The sequence below is a fragment of the Peterkaempfera bronchialis genome, from assembly GCF_003258605.2.
GTDB classification, from domain to species: domain Bacteria; phylum Actinomycetota; class Actinomycetes; order Streptomycetales; family Streptomycetaceae; genus Peterkaempfera; species Peterkaempfera bronchialis.
The window spans coordinates 5734743-5754540 of the sequence record NZ_CP031264.1 but is presented as its reverse complement, the minus strand read 5'-3'; the positions used below and the strand labels follow the sequence as shown (position 1 = coordinate 5754540).

Annotated in this window: 9 protein-coding genes; 2 read left to right on the top strand and 7 right to left on the bottom strand. The window is 72.0% G+C overall.

Features of this window, described 5'->3' with window-relative positions:
• Window positions 1-94: 94 nt before the first annotated feature.
• Window positions 95-1084 carry an alpha/beta fold hydrolase gene (locus C7M71_RS25175; protein ID WP_111488998.1) on the top strand — a complete coding sequence of 330 codons (990 nt, stop codon included), beginning with the start codon at window positions 95-97 and terminating at the stop codon, window positions 1082-1084.
• Between the two features lie 169 nt (window positions 1085-1253).
• On the opposite strand, the gene C7M71_RS32170 is transcribed toward C7M71_RS25175, so the two are convergent.
• The 3 genes from C7M71_RS32170 to C7M71_RS25160 all read right to left on the bottom strand — a co-directional run bounded on the left by C7M71_RS32170 (window position 1254) and on the right by C7M71_RS25160 (window position 2897).
• Window positions 1254-1799 (bottom strand): RICIN domain-containing protein, encoded by a 546-nt coding sequence (locus C7M71_RS32170; RefSeq protein WP_229758897.1) that lies wholly within the window; start codon window positions 1797-1799, stop codon window positions 1254-1256.
• An 8-nt stretch (window positions 1800-1807) separates the two neighbouring features.
• Window positions 1808-2554, bottom strand: a complete 747-nt coding sequence (locus C7M71_RS25165; protein WP_111489000.1) for a S1 family peptidase — start codon at window positions 2552-2554, stop codon at window positions 1808-1810.
• A 130-nt stretch (window positions 2555-2684) separates the two neighbouring features.
• Window positions 2685-2897, bottom strand: a complete 213-nt coding sequence (locus C7M71_RS25160) for an MbtH family protein (RefSeq protein ID WP_111489002.1) — start codon at window positions 2895-2897, stop codon at window positions 2685-2687.
• A gap of 93 nt (window positions 2898-2990) precedes the next feature.
• Between C7M71_RS25160 and C7M71_RS25155 the strand changes: the two genes are divergently transcribed.
• Window positions 2991-4091: an alpha/beta hydrolase-fold protein gene (locus C7M71_RS25155; protein ID WP_111489004.1), complete on the top strand. Its 1101-nt coding sequence runs from the start codon at window positions 2991-2993 to the stop codon at window positions 4089-4091.
• A 108-nt stretch (window positions 4092-4199) separates the two neighbouring features.
• Here the strand turns inward: C7M71_RS25155 and C7M71_RS25150 are convergent, their stop codons facing one another.
• The 4 genes from C7M71_RS25150 to C7M71_RS25135 are packed head-to-tail and all read right to left on the bottom strand — an operon-like array spanning window position 4200 to window position 19773.
• Window positions 4200-5900 (bottom strand): ABC transporter ATP-binding protein, encoded by a 1701-nt coding sequence (locus tag C7M71_RS25150; protein ID WP_111489096.1) that lies wholly within the window; start codon window positions 5898-5900, stop codon window positions 4200-4202.
• Window positions 5887-16824: a non-ribosomal peptide synthetase gene (locus C7M71_RS25145; RefSeq protein ID WP_111489006.1), complete on the bottom strand. Its 10938-nt coding sequence runs from the start codon at window positions 16822-16824 to the stop codon at window positions 5887-5889. Before C7M71_RS25145 ends, C7M71_RS25150 begins: the two co-directional genes overlap by 14 nt.
• A 56-nt stretch (window positions 16825-16880) precedes the next feature.
• Window positions 16881-18668 (bottom strand): ABC transporter ATP-binding protein, encoded by a 1788-nt coding sequence (locus tag C7M71_RS25140; RefSeq protein WP_111489008.1) that lies wholly within the window; start codon window positions 18666-18668, stop codon window positions 16881-16883.
• A gap of 46 nt (window positions 18669-18714) precedes the next feature.
• Complete coding sequence (locus tag C7M71_RS25135) at window positions 18715-19773, bottom strand: iron-siderophore ABC transporter substrate-binding protein (protein ID WP_111489010.1); 1059 nt, start codon at window positions 19771-19773, stop codon at window positions 18715-18717.
• Between the last annotated feature and the right edge of the window lie 25 nt (window positions 19774-19798).

Sequence of the window (19798 nt, the reverse complement as noted above, 5' to 3'; positions counted from 1 at the left end):
TTTGCCAGAATGGCAAGGCTGATCGCGTCGGGCGGCTGCCGCGCCGCATGATCGGTGGGTATCCACGTCCGCCCGTGAACCCGGGGAGAAGCCCATGCAGCAGCCCGCGCCGTCCGCCGGCCTTCGCCACCGCACTGTCGAGGCGCCCGCCGGTCGCCTGCACCTGGTCGAGCAGGGCAGCGGCCCGCTGGTCCTGCTCGTCCACGGCTTCCCCGAGTCCTGGTACTCCTGGCGCCACCAGCTCCCGGCCCTCGCCGCGGCCGGGTACCGGGCGGTGGCGCTCGATGTGCGCGGCTACGGCCGCTCCTCCAAGCCTGCCGCGACGGACGCCTACCGGATGCTCGACCTGGTGGAGGACAACGTCACCCTCGTACGCACCCTTGGCGAGGAGAGGGCGGTGGTCGTCGGCCACGACTGGGGCTCCAACATCGCGGCCGCCTCCGCCCTGCTCCACCCCGAGGTCTTCCGCGCCGTCGCCCTGCTGAGCGTCCCCTACGCGCCGCCCGGCGGCCCCCGCCCCACCGACATCTTCGCGCAGATGGGCGGCGACCAGGAGTTCTACGTCTCCTACTTCCAGGAGCCCGGCCGCGCCGAGGCGGAGATGGAGCCCGACGTCCGGGGCTGGCTCGCCGGCTTCTACGCGGCCCTGTCCGCCGACACCATGCCCGCCCAGGGCGAGCCCGACCCGCACTTCGTGACCCGCGACGGCGGTCGGCTGCGCGACCGCTTCCCCGCCCACAGGCTCCCCTCCTGGCTGAGCGAGGACGACCTCGATGTGTACGCCGCGGACTTCGAGCGCACCGGCCTGACCGGGGCCCTCAACCGCTACCGCAACATGGACCGCGACTGGGAGGACCTCGCCCGGTACGGCGGCGCCCCGATCAAGCAGCCGTCCCTGTTCATCGGCGGCGCCTTGGACGCCTCCACGACCTGGATGGCCGACGCCATCGACGCCTACCCAGCCACCCTCCCCGGCCTGGTCTCCTCGCACATCCTGAACGGCTGCGGGCACTGGATCCAGCAGGAGCGCCCCGACGAGGTCAACCGTCTCCTGACCGGCTGGCTCGCCTCCCTCCAGAGCTGAACCAGGCCAGCTACCCGGGCAGCTTCGCAGCGCGCTCCAGCCTCAGCGGGTCGGCGCTCTCGAACGCCTTCGCCTCGGCCTGACACAGCCGCACTCATCGAGTGCGGCTGTGTGGATCCAGGCCCAGGCCTTGTGTCCTGTGCTCGGGCGCACCGAGCGGCGGATCGGGCTACCTGCCGCCGCCTCCGACGGCGGGTGGGTCCGGGACCCCGCCACCACCTCCTCCTCCAACCACTGATCCACCCAGGTCCATGATCCAGGTCACCTTGCCGGGGACGTCGGCGAGATCCGGTGCCACCACGTTGACCGCCCCCGACGCCCAGCCGACCAGTTCCCGGTCGCGGACATCGAACAGGTTGTTGATACGACCCGACTCTCCCGACCGCGTCATGGGCACATCCCAGATTTGCCCCGGGTCGTCCTTGGAGCACCCGGACATCCGGACCACTACGAGGTCTGCGGTGATGTCGTCCAGGCACAACCTGTAGTCGTAATTGCGGATCAGCCCGGTGCTCAGGTCGAACCGCCAGAGCTGGCGGAGGGCCGCGTTGCAGGGCTGGGTGACCACGCTGCCGTCCGACATCCCGGCCAGGCACCTGGCGGTGGCCTTGTTGCGCAACTGGTAGTAGCCGTCGTGGCCGTCGGCATGGGCGGCGGGTGCGGCCGTGCTCATCGCGATGGCAGCCATGAGCACGCTGAGGAGTTTCTTCCGCATGTCCACTCCTACCAGCCGGTCTTCACGGGTACGTTCATGCCGTTCAGCCAATTCATCGCATTGGGGTCGAACCGGGCGAAGTAGAACTCGGGAATCGTAGAGTTGCTCCGGCGCTCCGACGTCACCCCGTACTGAGTCAGGATGTCTTCCTCCCGGAACAGCGGGCCGCCGGAGTCCTTCGGCCACAGGAAGGCTAGGACGCCCCGCATCCGGTAGCCGGGCCCACCGGCGGCGTCGCGGTCCATGTCGAGGAGCCGCAGCCTTGCGCGCTTGAGGTAGTCGGCCGGGCCGCAGTCCCTGCAGGTGCGGCCGAAGCCGTAGGCGTACATGTACTCACCGACCTTCGGCGACAGCTGAGTCGCACGGATCTGCACATGCCTCACATCGTTGAGGTTCACCACGGTGCTCTTCAGCGTGCCGACCGCAAGGTCGAAGCGGGTGCCCCAAGTGATGACCCTGATCCTGGTTCCCTCTCCGCGGTGCGTACTGCCGACCAACACGTAATAGTCCTGAGGCAGTACGGTCTTGTCGATGCAGTGCGCCGCGGTGAGGACCTTGGTCGGCCCGACGACCGAGGCGGTGCAGATGAACTGGTCTCCACCCCACCCGTCGAACCACAGTTGCGCCACCCCGGTCCCGCGCTGGTTGGGCAGCTGATCTCCGCCCTGGATCGCGAACGCGGACGGCGTGCCCAGCCCCATGGCAGCGGCGAGGGCGAAGACCACCGCCACCGTGGCCCTGATGAGTCGTCGCATGATCTCTCGATCTCTCGTCGTGGATGTGACACTGCCATTCCAGCCCCGGACACTGCTCACCGACGAGGCCGATCAGGCGCTCACCAGTGCTCACTGGTGCTCACCGACCGGCCGCCAGCCGCCGTGAGGGTCACGCGTCCATGGACGCCGCGAGAGACCGGGGACGCAGGTCGGTCCAGTGGGTCTCGATGTAGTCCAGACATGCCTCCCGGGTGTCCTCGTCGAAGACGACCGCCCATCCCCCGGGCACCGCCGCGAAGGACGGCCAGAGTGAGTGCTGGCCCTCGTCGTTCACCAGGACCAGGAAACGGCCTTCGGCGTCGTCGAAGGGGTTGGTGCTCATGTCGAGTGCCTCCCGAGAATGCCAAGATTAGGTTAGGCTCGCCTAAGTGACACGAGCCTAGCTTTTCCCCTTCCCTCTCACAAGGAGACGCCCATGCGAGGCCCGGCGGCCGACAGGGAGGACGCCTTCGCCGAGTTCGGACTGCCCGGCAGGCCCGGCACCGACGAGTTCTGGGCAGCGGCGGGGACACCCTCGTCGGTGCCTGCCGACGGCGGCGGTTGGGTGACCTTGTTCCTGTGGCGCGGGTCCGAAGCGAGCATCGAGTTCGAGAGCTGGTCGGAGCCGGTGCCCCTGCGCCGATGGGGCGACACCGACTGCTGGTACGCCGAGGTGCGCATGCCCGCGCGCCTGCGGGCGACCTACCGCTTCCTCGCGGGCGGCGCGGCGTACGCGGACCCGTTCAACCCGGTCGGTGCGGGCGGTGACCGATCCATCGCCGCGACCCCGGACGCCCCGGCGCAGCCGCACTGGCCGGCCGTCGGCGCCGCCGACGTCCTGCCCGTTCCGCGCACCCGGATCCGCTGGGCCAGCGAACGGCTCGGCGGGCGGCGCACCGTCCGAGTCCACCCGGTGGGCGGCGGCGGCCCGGTGGTCCTGCTGCTCGACGGGGACGACTGGCTGTACCTGCACCCGGCCATGACCGCGTTCGACTCGGCCGTCGCCGGCGGCGAGATGCCTGCCGTGACACTCGTCTTCCTGCCGGCCAAGGACAGGGAGGCCGAGTTCGGGTGCGGGCCCGTGCTGTGGGAGGCGGTCCGGGACGAACTGCTGCCGCTGGTCGCGGAGGTCGGCGTACCCGCCGACCGGGACCGGCTGGTGGTCGCCGGGCAGAGCCTCGGCGGGCTGAGCGCGATGTACGCGGCACTGGAGTTCCCGGACCTGGTGTCGCGCGTCGCCTGCCAGTCGGGGGCGTTCTGGTGGACACCCGGCGCCATGGATCTGGCGGACCCCCTGGGCGGCCCGGTCGGCGGCGCCATCGCCGCGCGCCTGCGGGACCGCCCCGACCTGTCCGGTCTGAGGGTCGCGTTCGACGTGGGGGAACACGAGACCCGGATGCTGCCCCACTGCGAGCTGGTCGAGACCCGGGCCGAGCAGGCCGGCGCCACCGTGCGGGTCTCCCGGTCCGCGTCGGGCCACGACCGGGCGGGCTGGCGGCACGCCCTGCTCAGGGACGTCGCCTGGGCGCTCGCCTGACTGGTGCCCGCCTGACTGGTCCCCGCCTGACTGGTGCCCGCCTGACCGGTACCCGGGCAGGCAGCGTTCGCCTTGTCGCCACGGGCAGCCGCCGCCGGCCGGGCACCGTCACCGGGCCACGGCCAGGCAGTAGGCCGCGTCGGTGGCGAGCAGGTTGCGATGGGTGTCCTCGGCGGTGATGACGCCGTCGTCCAGGACGAGGACGCGGTCGGCGACGTCCAGCAGGGCCGGGCTGCTGGTGATCACGATGGTGGTGCGGTCCCGGCGCAGCTCCGCGACGCCCCGCGCGATGAGCTGTTCGGTGACCGCGTCGACGGCTGTCGTCGGGTCGTGCAGGACCAGGATGTCGGAGTCGGCGGCGAGGGCGCGGGCCAGGGACAGCCGTTGGCGCTGCCCCCCGGAGAGGTTCGCGCCTCGGTCACGGACGCCGTAGTCGAGTCCCTCGCGGTGGAGGGCGACGACGTCGGTCAGCATGGACGCCTCGACGGCCTCGGGGACCGTCCGGCTGGTGCCGGACGGGTCGATGTTCGTGCGGAGGGTGCCCGCGAAGATCTCCCCGTCATACGGATTCACCAGCATGTGCCCGCGGACCGCCTCGATCGACAGCTCCGCGATCTCCTGCCCGCTGACCCGTACCACCCCCTCGTAGGCGTGAGGCGGGACGTTCACGGCCAGGACCCGCGCGAGGTCGGCCGCCGCACGCGGCTGGTAGGCGGCGATCGCCACGAACTCGCCGGCGGACACCTTGAACCTCAGCTTGCGCAGGCTCCCGTAGCGGACGCAGTCGATCTCGAGGTCTCCACCTGCGGCCGGGCTCCCCTGCCCGGGGGTCGTGACCGGCGGCGCGGCCAGTACCAGCGCCATCCGCTCGGCCGAGGCGCGCGCGGTCATCACATACTTCGGCATCTCCGAGAACAGCTTGAGCGGTTCGATGATGAACTGCGCCAGCCCCACGGCCATGACCAGTTCCCCGATGGTGATCCGGCCGTCGAACGCCAGCCAGCCGGCCGTCAGGGTCACGGCGGCGGCGAGGACCGCGTTGAGGGCCAGCGCGGTCCCCGCGTACACGCCGTTCACCTTGGCGACGGTGACCGCCTGGCGCTTCGCCTCCGTGCTGACCTCGCGGTAGGACCGGAACGCCGCATGGTTGCCGCCGAAGCCGTGCAGCGGGCGCAGGCCGGTGATCAGGTCGGCGACCTTGGCGCCCGCCCGCGCCACCCGGGCCTGCTGTTCCCGGGTACTGCTGCCGATCCGCTTGGACATCACGCTCAGGGCCGACAGGATCGCGACCGTTCCCACGATCACCAGCAGGCCGAGCCGGAGGTCGGCCAGGCCCAGCGCGACCGCCGCGACCAGCACCGCGACCAGCGAGCTGATCAGCAGCGGCACCACCTCGATGATGTCGGCGGTCTGGTCGGCGTCCTCGGTGGCGATGGTCAGCACCTCGCCGGACTTGAGTCCGACGTCCCTGGCCACCGGCTGGAGTCCGCAGGCCGCGACCCGCACCCGCCAGCGGTGGGCCTCGGTCGTGTTGGCCTTCTGCAGGATGCGCATCCCGAACCGCCACGAGAGCGACACGGTCGTGATGATCACGGCCAGAGCGGCGATCGACAGGGCGAGCGAGCCGAGGCTCCGATTCCGCAGCGTGTGTTCGACGATCAGGCCGAGCGCGATGGGGAAGGCGGTCTCACCCGCCTGGTACAGGCCCATGAGGACGGTGCCCCCGACCATCGCGCCGACGTTGCGGCGAAGTGCGGTCCGGAGGATGTCGGACCCCTGGCGGGGCCGCTGCGTGTCAGAGGTTGTCATCGAGGTGGCGGGCAATCGCTTCCGGGGTGCGCAGGGTGAACAGGTCGCGGATCGTGATCACAGGGCCGTACTCCCGGCGGAGCAGCCCGATCAGCCGCACCGCCAGCATGGAGTGTCCACCGAGGGACACGAAGTCGCTCACCGCGCTCACCTCGTCGTCGTCCAGGTCCAGTGCCTCGGCGAAGAACTCGCACACTGCGGTCTCGGTCCCGGTCTCCGGCCCGCGCTCCCCCGCCGTGGTCAGCGCGCCCAGCGGCTTGGCCTCCGGCAGCGCCTTGGTGTCGGCCTTCCCGTTCACCGTCAGCGGGATGCTGTCGACCTGGGCGTAGTGCGTCGGGCGGAGGAAGTCCGGCAGTCGGGCGCCCACGTCGGCGGCGACCGCCGCCAGGTCGGAGCCGTCCAGCACCAGGTAGGCGGCCAGCCGGTACGCCCCGTCGACCTGCGGGTCGGGTTGGGCGACCGCGGCGGCGAACCGCACCGCCGGGTGCGCCGCGAATGCGGCCTCGACTTCGCCCGGTTCGACCCGGTGTCCCCGGATCTTGACCTGCTGGTCGGTCCGGCCCAGGTACATCAGGTTTCCGTCGGGCCGCCGGACCACCAGGTCCCCCGTGCGGTACATGCGCTCGCCGGGTGCACCGAACGGGCACGCCACGAATCGGTGCGCGGTCTGGGCGGGCTGCCCGAGATAGCCGCGCGCGATGCCGATGCCCGACACATACAGCTCACCGGGGACTCCGTCCGGCAGGGGGCGCAGCCAAGCGTCCAGGACGTACACGTCGGTGTTGTCGATCGGCACGCCCACCACCGGGTCCTGGCATTCGAAGGTGCCGACGCCCAGGGTGTTGATGGTGTACTCGGTGGGTCCGTACAGGTTGTAGCCCACCGTCCCCTCGGTCTCGGCGAGCCGCTGCCACAGCGTCGGGGTGACGGCCTCGCCACCCAGCAGGACCAGCGCCGGCCGCCGCGCCGGGTTGTCGAGCAGGCCCTCGGCCACCAGCTGCTGTGCGTAGGTCGGAGTCACATTGACGACGTCGATCCCGTGCCCGAGGCAGTACTCGACCAGGCGGGGTGCGTCCCGGCGCAACTCCTCGTCGCAGATGTGCACCTCGTGGCCGTCGGCGAGCCAGAGCAACTCCTCCCACGACATGTCGAAGGCGAACGACACGGTGTGCGCGATCCGGAAGGCCCGGTGGCCGTGGTCCGCCAGCACCGGCTCGAAGATCCGGCGCTGATGGTTGACCAGCATATTGGTGAGGCCGACGTACTCGGTCACCACGCCCTTGGGCTTCCCGGTCGATCCGGAGGTGTAGATGGTGTACGCGGGGTGCCGCAGGCGGTCCGGATCGTCCGGCGCGAACGTCACGAACGGCTCGGCGTCGGGCAGGGGGCGGTCCAGTTCGATCAGGTCGCCGGTCAGCCGGGGCGACACGGCGCTCACGGTGAGGATCACGTCGGGGCGGGCGTCCGCGACGACGGCGGCGATCCGCTCGTCGGGGTGGTCCAGCTCCAGCGGCACATACGCGGCGCCGACGCGCAGCACGGCGAACAGTGCCACGATCGAGTCCAGCGAGCGCGGGATCGCGAGGCCCACGGTCGTCTCGGGGCCGATGCCGCGCTGGGCGAGCACACCGGCCACCGCCCGGCTGCGGTCCCGCAGTCGGGCGAAGGTCATGGTCCGGCCGTGGGCGACGAGCGCCACCCGCTGCGGGTCGCGGTCGGCCGCCTGGTCGAACCGGTCGACCACGGTGTCCGTGCCGACGTCCATGCGTTCGGCGGGCTCGGGCTCCGGCCCCAGGCCCGGCAGCGCGCCGACCGGGCCGGTCGACCGGGCCAGGTCGTCCAGCACGCGCAGGTAGTCCCCGAGGAGGCGCCGGGCGTTCCCGGTGTCGCCGTCGCGGTACTCCAGCTTGACCGTGAGCCGGTCGCCGGGGGTGACGACCCAGGTGAACGGGTAGTGGGTGGAGTCGTCGGCCTTCACCGAGGTGATGCCGTGCCTGGCGTTCATCTCGGCGAACGCGTCCAGGTCCAGGAAGTTCTGGAGCACGAACAGGTTGTCGAACAGGGTGTCATGCCCGCCGGCCCGCTGGATCTCGCCGAGCCCGAGGTGCTCGTGGTCCATCGCCTCGACCCGGGCCGTCTGCACGGCCGTCAGGTATTCGCCGACCGTGTCGTGCGGGCGGGCCCGCGTCCACAGGGGAACGGTGTTGAGCAGCACCCCGACGATGCCGGACAGCCCCTCGCCCTCCCGGCCGGAGACGGTCACGCCGAACACGGCGTCGCTGCGGCCCGTGTGGGCGCCCAGCAGGAGGCCGAACGCGCCGGTCAGCACCGAGTTCAGCGTGACGCCGTGCGCCCTGGCCGCCTCCCTCAGCACGTCCGACTGCTCGGCGGAGAGCGTCTGCACCAGCGCGCGCGGCAGGTCGTCCGAGAGGGACGGCGCCGGTCCGGCGAGCAGCGTGGGGCCGGGGAGGCCGGCCAGCTGCTCCGCCCAGAAGCGCTCCGACTCCGCGGGGTCCTTGGCGTCGAGGAGCCGGGCGTGGTCCTCGAAGCTCGGCGTGGCCGGGACCGGGACGAGCGGCTCACCCGCGACGACGGCCGCATAGGCGTCGAAGAGGTCCCGCAGGACGATCTCGCGCGACCAGCCGTCCCACAGCAGCAGGTGGTAGCTCAGGAGCAGGCCGTCGCGGTCGCCGGGCAGGCGTACCACGGTCAGCCGGACCAGCGGCGGCTCGCCCGGGTCGAATCCCGTGTCGCGGTCGCGGGCACGAAGGGCTTCGACCTCCGCGTCCGTCGACAGGTGGACCGTGTCGACGTCGACCCGCCGGTCCGCTGCGAGGACCTGGACCGGGTTTCCGGCGTCGTCGGTGGTGAAGCCGGCGCCCACGGCCGGGTGCCGTGCGATCACGTACGCCATCGCCTCGGCCAGGGCGCCGGTGTCCAGGCGGCGGTCGAAGGTGAAGTAGCTCTGCGCGACATAGTGCCCGGCCGAGCCCGCCAGCTGGGCCTGGAAGAACAGGCCCCGCTGGAGCGGGGTGACCGGTGCCGTGCGCTCGGCCGTCGCGGCGGCGTCCGCGATGGACTCCAGTGCGCTCCGCCAGTGCTCGGTGATCTCGTCGGGGACGCCCTCGGCGAGGGTGAAGGCGGCGTGCAGGCTTCCGGTGGCCGCGTCGATCCACACATTGGCCTCGACGGCGTACGGGCTGCCCTGGTCGCCGCCGGTGAGGTGCAGCGCCTGGGACTCACTGCCCCGGCCGAGGTAGTTGAACAGCACCTGCGGGCGGGCGGTCAGCAGCGGGGCCGTCTGCGGGTTGAGGTACCTGAGCCGGCCGTAGGCGACGTGTGCGCGCTCGTCCGGCTGGCGTGCGGCGAGCTCGCGCGCCGCCGCGACGGGGTCGGTGTGCGCCGTGAGCCGCACGGGCGCGATGGCGGTGAACCAGCCGACGGTGCGGGAGTAGTCGTGGTGTTCCAGCACCGGCACCCGGCCGTGCCGCTCCAGCTCGATCGCGAGGTCGGTGGGCGACGGCTGGATGCGGGTCAGCGCGGTGCGCAGCGCGCCGCACAGCAGCTCGGTGAGGCCGACGCCGAGTGCGGCGGGCGCGATGGCGGTCACCCGGTCGCTGACGTGGGGCGGGAGCACGACGGTGGTCCGGCGCAGGCCCTCGGGCGCGGGCAGCGGAGCGGGCGCTTGAAGCGTGGTGATCCAGTGTCCGAGGCCGTCGGTCGCCTGGGCGGACTGGGACGCCAGTGCTTCGGCGTACTCGGCGTAGGAGGTGGTGGCCGGTGCCAGGGTCTGCCCGCGCAGGGCGGCGGCCAGGTCGTCCAGCAGGATCAGCCAGGACACCGAGTCGACGGCGAGGTGGTGCACGGTGACCACCAGGGTCCTGCTCGCCTCCAGCCATGAGAACGCGATGATCTCGCCGGACTCGGGGTCGAGCCGTCCGGCGGCTTCGTCGGCCGCGGTCGTCGCGTCGGTCCCGTCCGCCCGGACGACGGTGACCTCGCGGGCGGGTTCGGTGCGCAGTGCCCACACCCCGTGCTCGACGCGCAGCCGCAGCCGGAGGGCCGGGTGCGCGGCCACGACGGCGTTCGCGGCGCGCTCGGCGTCGGCGAAGCCGGTGCCCTCGGGGGCCGGCACCGTCCTGGCCTGGGCGAACCGGGCGAGCGAGCCGCCCAGTTCCCGCTGGCGCAGGATGATGGGGGTCGGCGTCAGCGGGCCGTCCTCGCGGCGGTCGGGTGCGGGCGCCGCTGCCTGCGGCGTGCGCGTCGCCAGCTGCGCGGCGAGGGCGCGCGGTGTCCTGAGCAGGAACACGTCCCGGGGTGCGATCGGCAGGCCCAGCGCCCTGGCCCGGTTGATCACGGTGATGGCGACGATGCTGTCGCCCCCGGCCTTGAAGAAGTCGGTGTCACCGTCCGCGGCGGAGCCGGGCAGCGTCTCGGCGAAGATGCCGACCAGTGCGGCGAGCGCGGAGCCGCCGGTGGTCACCGCCGTGCCGTCGGGTGCGGTGGGCACCGGAGCGCCGGCGGCCCGCACGGTCTCGGCCAGGGCCTTGCGGTCCAGCTTGCCGTTGACCGTCAACGGCAGGGCGTCGACCGGCTGCACCCGGCCCGGCACCATGTGCGCGGGCAGCTTCGCGGACAGCAGGCCGGGGAGGTCGCCGGGCACCCGGCCCACGACGTGCGCGACCAGGTGGTCGCCGCTGTCCGCCACGGTGACGGCCGCGTCGACCACGCCGTCGAGTCCCCTGATCGCGGACTCCACCTCGCCGACCTCGATACGGAATCCCTTGAGCTGCACCTGGTCGTCGGCGCGGCCGGTGAACTCCAGCTCGCCGTCGAGCGTGCGGCGGGCCAGGTCGCCCGTGTGGTACATGCGGGAGCCGTCACCGGCGAACGGGTCCGCCACGAACCGGCTCGCGGTGAGCCCCGGTCGGCCCAGGTAGCCCAGCGACACCTGGTCGCCGGCGACGAAGATGGCGCCCTCCCGGCCCGGCGGCACCGGCTGGAGCCGGTCGTCGAGCAGGTAGGTGACCAGGCCGGGGATCGGACCGCCGATCGGGCTGACGTCGGCACCGAGGCCGAAGTCCTCGTCGGTCAGCACCCGGTGGGTGACATGGACGGTGGTCTCGGTGATGCCGTACATGTTGACCAGCTCGGGCGAGGCGGTGCCGTGCCGCTCGACCCAGCCGCGCAGCCGTCCGAGATCCAGCGCCTCGCCTCCGAAGATGATCCGGCGCAGTGCGGTGGCCGGCTCGTCGGCGTACCGGTCGGCCTCGATGAACTGGTAGAACGCCGACGGGGTCTGGTTGAGCACGGTCACCCGGCGCTCGCGGACCAGCCGGTGGAAGTCGACCGGGGAGCGGGTCAGCCCGTACTCCGGTACCAGCAGCTCACCGCCGTGCACCAGCGCGCCCCACAGCTCCCAGACCGCGAAGTCGAAGGAGTAGGAGTGGAACTGGACCCACACGTCGTGCGGGCCGAAGTCCATGTCGGGCTGGGTGTTGGCGAGCAGGGTGACCACGCTGGAGTGGGGGACGACGACGCCCTTGGGTGTGCCGGTCGATCCGGACGTGTAGATCACATACGCGGGGTCGTGCCAATCGGCCTCGGGTCCGGCGGTGTCCAGCGGCGGTTCGCCGCCCGGCGGCAGCTCGGCTCCCTGGACGAGCACGCGGGCCGGTACACCCGTCCGGGCCAGCAGGGCGGTGAAGCGGTCCAGCTGGCCGGGGTCCACGAGTACGACCTGCGGAGCGGAGTCGGCGAGGATGTACTCCAGGCGTTCGTCCGGGTAGGTCAGGTCCAGCGGCACATATGCGCCGCCGGCGGTGCCGATCGCGACCAGGGCGACAACCTGCTCCAGGGAGCGCGGGACGGCGACGGCGACCCGCTTGCCGGGCCCGACCCCGACCGCGCGCAGGGCCGAGGCCAGCGCGTTCTTCGCCTCCGCCAGTCCGCCGTAGGTCAGTGACCGGGTGCCGCCGTCCAGAGCGCACTGGGTGACGGCGGTGGCGGCCGGGTCGCGCTGCGCCGCAGCGTCGAACAGGCCGCCCAGGGTCGTCGGGGTGATCCGCGCGGGACGTCGGCCGCCTTCGGCCGCCAGGTCGTCGACCAGCGCGTCGACCAGGGCGTCCGGCCGGGTGAGCAGGCCGGTGAGGTTCCGGGTGAAGGTGCGCAGCATCGCCTGGGCGCTCGCCTCCCGCAGCAGCTCGCCGTCGTAGATCAGGGCGAAGCGCGGACGGCCGTCGGGGGTGCGCTCCACCACCAGCGTCAACGGGTAGTGCGGGGCGCCCTCGTTCACGATGTCGGCGATCACCAGGGTGTCGTCCGGCCCCCGCAGAGCGTCGGTATCGGTCGCCATGTCGAACACCACCAGGGTGTCGAACAGCGGGCCGGGGCCGGTCTGGCGGCCGATCCTCGCCAGCGAGACGTGCTGGTGCGGCAGCACCGCGCTCTGGTGTTCGCGCACCGAGGCGAGCAGGTCGCGCGCCAGGGTGGTACCGGCCCACCGGGCGCGCACGGGGATCGTGTTGATGAACAGACCCACCATGTCCTCGATGCCGGGCAGCTCCGCGTCGCGCCCGGACACCGTGGAACCGAGCACCACGTCCCTGGCGTGCAGGATGCCGCCCAGCGTCACCGCCCAGGCGCTGTGCACGGCCACGCTCAGCGGCACGCCGGCCGACCGGGCGGCGGCGTCGAGGTCGTCGTCCGGTTCCACGGCGGTGTCGGCGAACCGGTCGGACGGGGTGTGGCCTTCGGCGACCAGCGACGGGCCGGGCAGACCGGCCAGCTGATCGCGCCACACCCGGTCGCTCGCGTCGTCGTCGCGTCCGGCGAGCAGGCGCACATAGTCGGGGAAGCCGCCGAGTGGGTACCCGCTCCCCGGCGCGTGGTATTCGGCCAGCAGCGTGCGGAGCATCGGCGTCACCGACCAGCCGTCCGCGATGATGTGGTGCACGGTCTGCACCAGGACGTTCCGGCCGGGGCCGCCCCGGATGAGGGTGTACCGCATCAGCGGGCCGGTGGCCAGGTCGAATCCGGCGCGGCGATCCCGCTCGGCGTGGTCGCGGATCTCGTCGTCGGTGATGCCGGGGCGGTCCAGCGTGCTGAACGGCGCCGCCACACCGTTCTCCAGCACGGAGACCACCCGGCCGTCCGCGAGGGCCACGAACCGGGCGGCCAGGTTCGGATACAGCGTGAGCAGCCGGGTGGCCGCCGCCGCGAGCCGGTCGGCGTCCACCTCGCCGTCCAGCGTCAGCAGCTGCTGCTCGACGTAGGCGCCCGCCGAGTCGTCGTCGAAGACCGAGTGGTAGTACAGGCCCTCCTGCAACGGGGTCAACGGCAGGATGTCGCGCAGCGCCGGGCCGTCCAGGACGTCGACATCCGCCTGCGTGAGCGGCAGCGGGCCGAAGTCACTGGGAGAGTGGCCGCCCTGGTCGAGCGCGGCCAGCCCGGCCAGGGCCTCCCGGAAGTACTCGCCGATCACCGCGATGTCCTCGTCGGTGAACATCCCGTCGGGCCAGGAGACGGTGGTGACCAGCTCGTACTCGCCGCCGGTGGCGGGTTCGGCGATCGCGTTGAACTCCAGGGCGCGCGGCAGGCGCATCCTGGGGTCGCGCTGCTCGCCCAGCTGCGCCGTGCTGCCGGCGAGCTGCCAGTCGCCGGCCGCGCCCGCGTCGAAGCGGCCCAGGTAGTTGAAGAGCACCTGCGGTGCGGGCGCGTCGAACTCGATGCCGGCGAGGTGGCGCAGGGCACCGTAGGAGACGCCGTTGTCCGGTACGCGGGCGAGGTCTTCCTTGACCGCCTTGAGGGCGGCGGCCAGGTACCGGGGGGCGGTGAAGTCGGCCGCCGCGCCGGGGTCGACGACCACCGGGAACAGGGTGGTGAACCAGCCCACGGTCCGCGACAGATCGGGCTCGAAGCCGGCCGCGCCCGCCACGAACTGCGCTTCACGGCCGTGGCCTTCGAGTTCGATGTGCGCGAACGTCTGATCCTGCCCGAGGTCGCGGCGCCACCGGGCAAGGGTGACGGCGAGCGCGGTCAGCAGCACATCGTTGACGCGCGCGTGGAACTTCGCGGGTATCTCGCCCAGCAGCGCGGCGGTGACATCGGGGCCGACGGAGACGGTCCGCACCCGCTCCCGCGCGACGGTGTCGGCTTCGGTCAGCTCGCGCCTGCCCACCGGCCCGTCCGCCGCCGGCAGGGGGCGCCGGAAGTAGGAGCCGTCCGCGTCGGAGGCCGCGCGCTCCAGCAGCTGCGTCCAGCGCCGGAACGACGTGCCCACCGGGGGCAACCCGATCGGCGTGCCCGAGGCGCACTGCCGCCACGCCGTGGCCAGGTCCTCCATCAGGACCCGCCAGGACACGCCGTCCATCACCACGTGATGGACGGCCACGACCAGCTGCCGGGCCTCGCGGCGCCAGACAGCCCGCAGCATCGCGCCGCCCGCCGGGTCCAGGCCGCCGGTGGCGAGGGCGACGCACTCGTGGAGCGGCCGGTCGCTCTCCTGCCAGCCCGCCGCGGCCCGGTCCGGCTCCGGGATGTCGAAGCTCCAGCGGTCGCCGCGCACCAGCTTGGCGCGCAGCATGTCGTGCCGCCGGACCACGGCGGCGAGGATCTCGTCGAGAGCGTCGGCGCTCAGCTCCGCCGGGGTGTTCAGCACCACCGACTGCACAAAGCCGTCGATCGCGTCCGTGGTCCCGCCGAGCCACTGCACGATGGGCGATCCCACCACGGAACCGGTCGCGACATCGCCGTGGTCCACCGTGGAGAGGTCCTCACGGCTCGCCACCGCCGCCAGCGCCCCCACGGTGCTGTGGGTGAAGATCTGCCGGGCGGTGACGTGGAGGCCCACCTCGCGCAGTGCGCTCAGCAGTTGGATCGCCAGAATGCTGTCCCCGCCGAGCTGGAAGAAGTCCTGGTCGACACCGACCTCGTCCAACTGGAGCAGCGCCGCGACCGCGGCGCACACCGCGCGTTCGCTGTCGGTGGCGGGCTGGACGAGCGAGCCCGTCCCGATCGCGGGCTCCGGCAGCGCGCGCCGGTCGAGCTTGCCGTTCGCGGTGAGCGGGAACTCCTTCAGCACGACGAGGTGGGCGGGCACCATGTACTCCACCAGGTGCCGGACGGCCCACGCCTTGACCTCGTCCGCCCGCAGGTCCTCGCTCCCGGCGGCCGGGATCACATATCCCACCAGGTAGGTGCCGCCCGCCGCGTTCTTCTTCGCGACCACGCAGGTGTGCCGTACCGAGGGGTGCTCCGCGAGGCTCACCTCGACATCCTCGATCTCCAGCCGCATACCGCGGATCTTGATCTGGTTGTCGGCCCGGCCGAGGAAGTCCAGCGACCCGTCCGGGTTGAACCGCGCGAGGTCGCCGGTCCGGTAGAGCCGGGAGCCGTCGGCGGCGAAGGGGTTCGCCACGAACCGGGACGCCGTGAGGCCGGGCGCTCCCACGTATCCGCGCCCCAGGAGGAACCCTCCCACGTACAGCTCGCCGCCCATCCCGACCGGGACCGGGCGCAGCTCGTCGTCCAGCACATAGAGCTGGGTGTTGGGGTTGGCCTTGCCGATCGATGTCGACAGGCGTTCCGCCGTATCCCGGTAGATGACGTGCGAGACACCGATCGTCGTCTCGGCCGGGCCGTAGCCGTGGTACATCGGGATGCCGAGCTTGGTGCGGAACCGCTCGTACAGCTCGGGGGTCAGCACCTCGCCGCCGCACCACACGTGCCGCAGGCTGTCCAGCCGCCCGGAGTCGCCCGCGATCTCCAGCAGCAGGTCCAGCATGGACGACACCAGGTAGCTGAAGGTGACGCGCTGCTCGGCGATCACGCTCAGCAGGTGGTGCGGGTCGCGTTCGCCGCCGGGGCGCAGGACCACGAGCCTGCCGCCGCAGACCAGCGGCAGGAAGATCTCGTTGATGGAGATGTCGAAGGACAGCGGGGCCTTGAACAGCGAAGCGTCGTCATGGCCGAAGCCCAGGATCTCGTGGGCCTGCCACAGCAGGCGCTCGCTGATCGCTTCGTGCCGGATCATCGCGCCCTTGGGCCGCCCGGTCGATCCGGATGTGAAGATCACGTAGGCCAGGGAGGCGCCGGGGACGGTGACCCCGGTCCCCTCGGTGGGGTAGGAGTCGAACCGCCAGCCGCCGAGGTCGACGGCGACGGCTTCCGGTTCACCCGGGGCGTGCTCGCCCGAATCGTTGAGCTGCACCACGACCCGGGCGTCCTCGATGACGACGGCTCGGCGGGCGGCCGGCCACTGCGGGTCGAGCGGCACAAACGCGCACCCCGCCTGGAGCACGCCCAGCAGCCCGATCACCATGTCCGCGCAGCGGCCCAGGGAGATGCCGACGACCTGTTCGGCGGTGAGTCCACGTGCGATCAGGTGGTGGGCCAACTGGCTGGACCGTTCAGCTGCCTGACGGTAAGTCAGCGACCGGTGCTCATCGACGATGGCGATGGCGTCCGGCCTGGTCCGCGCCTGCTCGCGGAACATCTCCACCAGGGTCGGGCGGACCCGGTCGGCCTCGGTGTCGTTCCACTCCGCCAGGGCCTTGAGCCTGGCCGCGACGCTGGACGGACCGATGGTGCCGATGGGCCGGTCCGGGAAGTCGGCCAGGTCGTCCAGCGCGAGCTGCGCGTCGGTCGGCACGACGCCGGCCGGAACGGTGATGCTCCGGCCGTCCGGACCGATCTCCCACCCGGCGGGCCCGCCGCCGCCGTTGTCGACCCACCCGAGGATGTCGGAGAACAGGGTGCCCGGGGCGAGGTCGATGCCGTCGGGACTCCGGCCTGTCGCCCAGTACGACAGCCCGATGGCGCATGCTTCGGCGATGGTCGGGTCGGAGTAGTCGCCGGTACGCCGGCGCACGTCGGCCAGGCGCGCGGGAGAAAGCAGTACGAGACGAGCGCTCGATTCCAGCATCGAAGACTCAGCACCCTTTCCGGGAATCGGAGTAGACCTGACCTTGCCTCGGGTTCCTAACCGGCCTCTCGCCAGGCCCGCCACAGTCGTGCATACCGGCCGCCCAGGGCCACCAGCTCCTCGTGCGTGCCCTGCTCGACCACGCGTCCCGCGTCCAGCACCGCGATCCGGTCCGCCGCCACCGCCTGGGTCAGCCGGTGCGCCACGAACAACGTGGTCCGGCCCGAGCACGCGGCCGACACGGCCCGCTCCAGCTCGGCGGCCCCCTCGCTGCCCGCCTCCGCGGTCGACTCGTCGAGCACCACCACCGGCGCCCGGCCCAGCACCAGCCGGGCCAGGGCGATCTGGGCCACCTTGGTGACGTCCAGGCGCTCGCCGCCCTCGCCGACCATGGTGTCCAGCCCCTCGGCCAGCGCCTCGACCCACCCGTCGGCGCCGACCGTGCGCAATGCGTCCATCAGCTCGGCGTCGGTCGCCCCCGGCGCGGCCAGCCGCAGATCGTCGGCGAGCGGACCGGAGAACACATGCGTCTCCTGCGTCAGGATGCTCACCAGGGCTCGTGCGCCGGCCTCGTCCAGGTCGGCGAGGTCGGTCGACCCGATGCGCACCGACCCTGCCTGCGGGGTTCCGATGCCCGCGATCAGCGCCGCCAGGGTCGACTTGCCCGCGCCCGTCGCCCCCACCAGCGCGAGGGAACCGCCGGCCGGGATCGCCAGGTCGACCTCCCTCAGGACCGGCTCCTCGGTGCCGGGGTAACGGTAGGTCAGCCCCCGTACGGTCACCGGGTACGGCGCGGTGTCCGCCGGCGGGACGGCGGGGTCGCCCACCAGCCGGCCTTCCGCGTCCTCCGCCAGCATTCCCACCAGCCGGGTCAGGCTGGCGCCCGACTTCTGCGCCTCGTCGAAGGTGAACATGATGGCGCCCAGCGGGGTGAACAGCCGGTGGAACAGCAGCGGGGCTGCCAGCACCTCGCCCAGGCTGGCGGCATCGGCCTCCAGCAGGGCGTACCCGACCACGATGATCAGGACCAGCCCGATGAACTCGGCGCGGTTCTCCCTGCCGACGAGCCGTCCGAAGAACCGGAACACCTCGATACCGAGGTCGCGTACCCGCCATGACTCACTGGTGACCTTCTCGCGGAAGTCGTGCTCAAGGCGGTATGCCCGGACCGTGTCGATCCCGTCCAGACCGGTGATCAACGCCTGTGCGCGATCGGCCTGGGCCACCCGCTGCTTGCGGTAGAGCGGGGCGGACCGAGGGAGATACCAGCGCAGGGCCAGCGCATACGCGGGCAGCGCGCCGGCGCCCGCCAGGCCGAGCCGCCAGTCCAGTCCGAACATGCCGACCGTGGCGATGGCGACCAGCACTCCGGCCGAGAACACCGTGGGGATCGCCGTCCGGATGCCCCGGGAGATCACGGCTACGTCGTCACCGACCCTGGAGAGCACGTCTCCCCGGCCGACCTGCTCGATCCGCGCGCTCGGGATTCCGAGGACCACCCGGACGGAGCCTTCCCGCAGCCGCGCCAGGAGATCCGCGCCCAGCCGCCCGATCAGGTAGGTCGACACCGCGGTGACCGCCGCGCCGAGCAGCGCGGCGGCCCCCATCAACGCCCCGACCGTGACCAGCATCGAGCGCGGTTCGCCTTCGGCCACCCCGTCGACCACCCGGCCGAGCAGCAGCACCGGGAACACCTGGAGCGCCGCCCCGACCACGGTGGTGAGCACGGTGGCGGCCGTCAGCCACGGCACCTCGCGGCACTTGGCCGCGACCCATCGGGTGGCCTCCCGCCCGGTCGCCGTGCGCAGGGTCGCCGGGGCGACGGGCGAACCGGTCGTGATCACGCCGAGACCTGGGCAGGCCGGGGACGGGCGATGCTGATCGCCATCGCTAGCCGACCGCCGACGTGACGAGTTCGTCGATCGCGTACGGCATGGACAGCAGGGTGCCCTGGGAGATGGCCGCGCCGACCGCCGGGCCCTCACTGTCCAGCAGGTAGGTCACCTTGCCGTTCTTGACCGCGTCCAGGTTGGTGAAGAGCTTGAACTTCTTCAGCGCTTCCGTGTCCGCCTTGTCGCCGATCACAAAGATGTGGTCGACGTCGACCAGGTCGATGCGCTCGGGCGAGAGCGTGGTGTAGAAGCTGCCGCCCGCGACCTTGTCGATCGCGGTCTGGTACCTGAAGCCGATGCCCGTCAGCAGCCGCCCGCGCACATCGGTCGAGGTGAACGGCGCCACCGAGTCCTTGTACCAGGACAGTGCGACAGCGGTCTCGTTCGCGAACTCGGGATGCGCCTTCCTGGCCGCGTCGAGCCGGCTCTGGGTGTCCTGCACCATCTTCTCGCCCTCCTCGGCCTTGCCGAGCGCCTTGGCGATCTGGAGCGCGTTGTCCTGCCAGGGCGCGCTGAACGGCTCCTTCTCGGCCTTGGTGCGACCCACCGTCGGAGCGATCCTGGAGAGCTTGTCGTAGGCGGCCTGGTCGATCTCGGAGTAGACCGCGATGATCAGGTCCGGGCGCAGGGCGGCGATCTTCTCGTAGTTGGGGCCGGAGTCACCGTTCTCCATGATGACCTCGGGCTTGGTGTCGCCCCACTTGTCCTTCACCCAGGGCCACTGGGTGTTGATGTCCGGGCTCCGGCCCGCCGGGTTCGGGTACTGGTCGACCATGCCGACCGGCCTGACGCCGAACGCCAGGATGGTCTGGTCGTCCGTGTAGCCGACGGAGACGACCCGCTGGGGCGCCTTGGTGATCTTCGTTGATCCGAACGCGTGCTCCACGGTGACCGGGAAGACCCCGGCGGCGGCGGTCGAGGTGTCCCCGCTCGTCCTGTCGGCCGAGCCCGAGCCCGAGCCGCATCCCGCGAGCAGGCCGACGCTGAGAGTCGTGACGGACAGTATCGCCGCCGCCCGCCGCCAGGGCCTCATACGCGCCGTTCTTTGGAGGAGCATCCAGAATCCCCTTGCATCGAGTTAA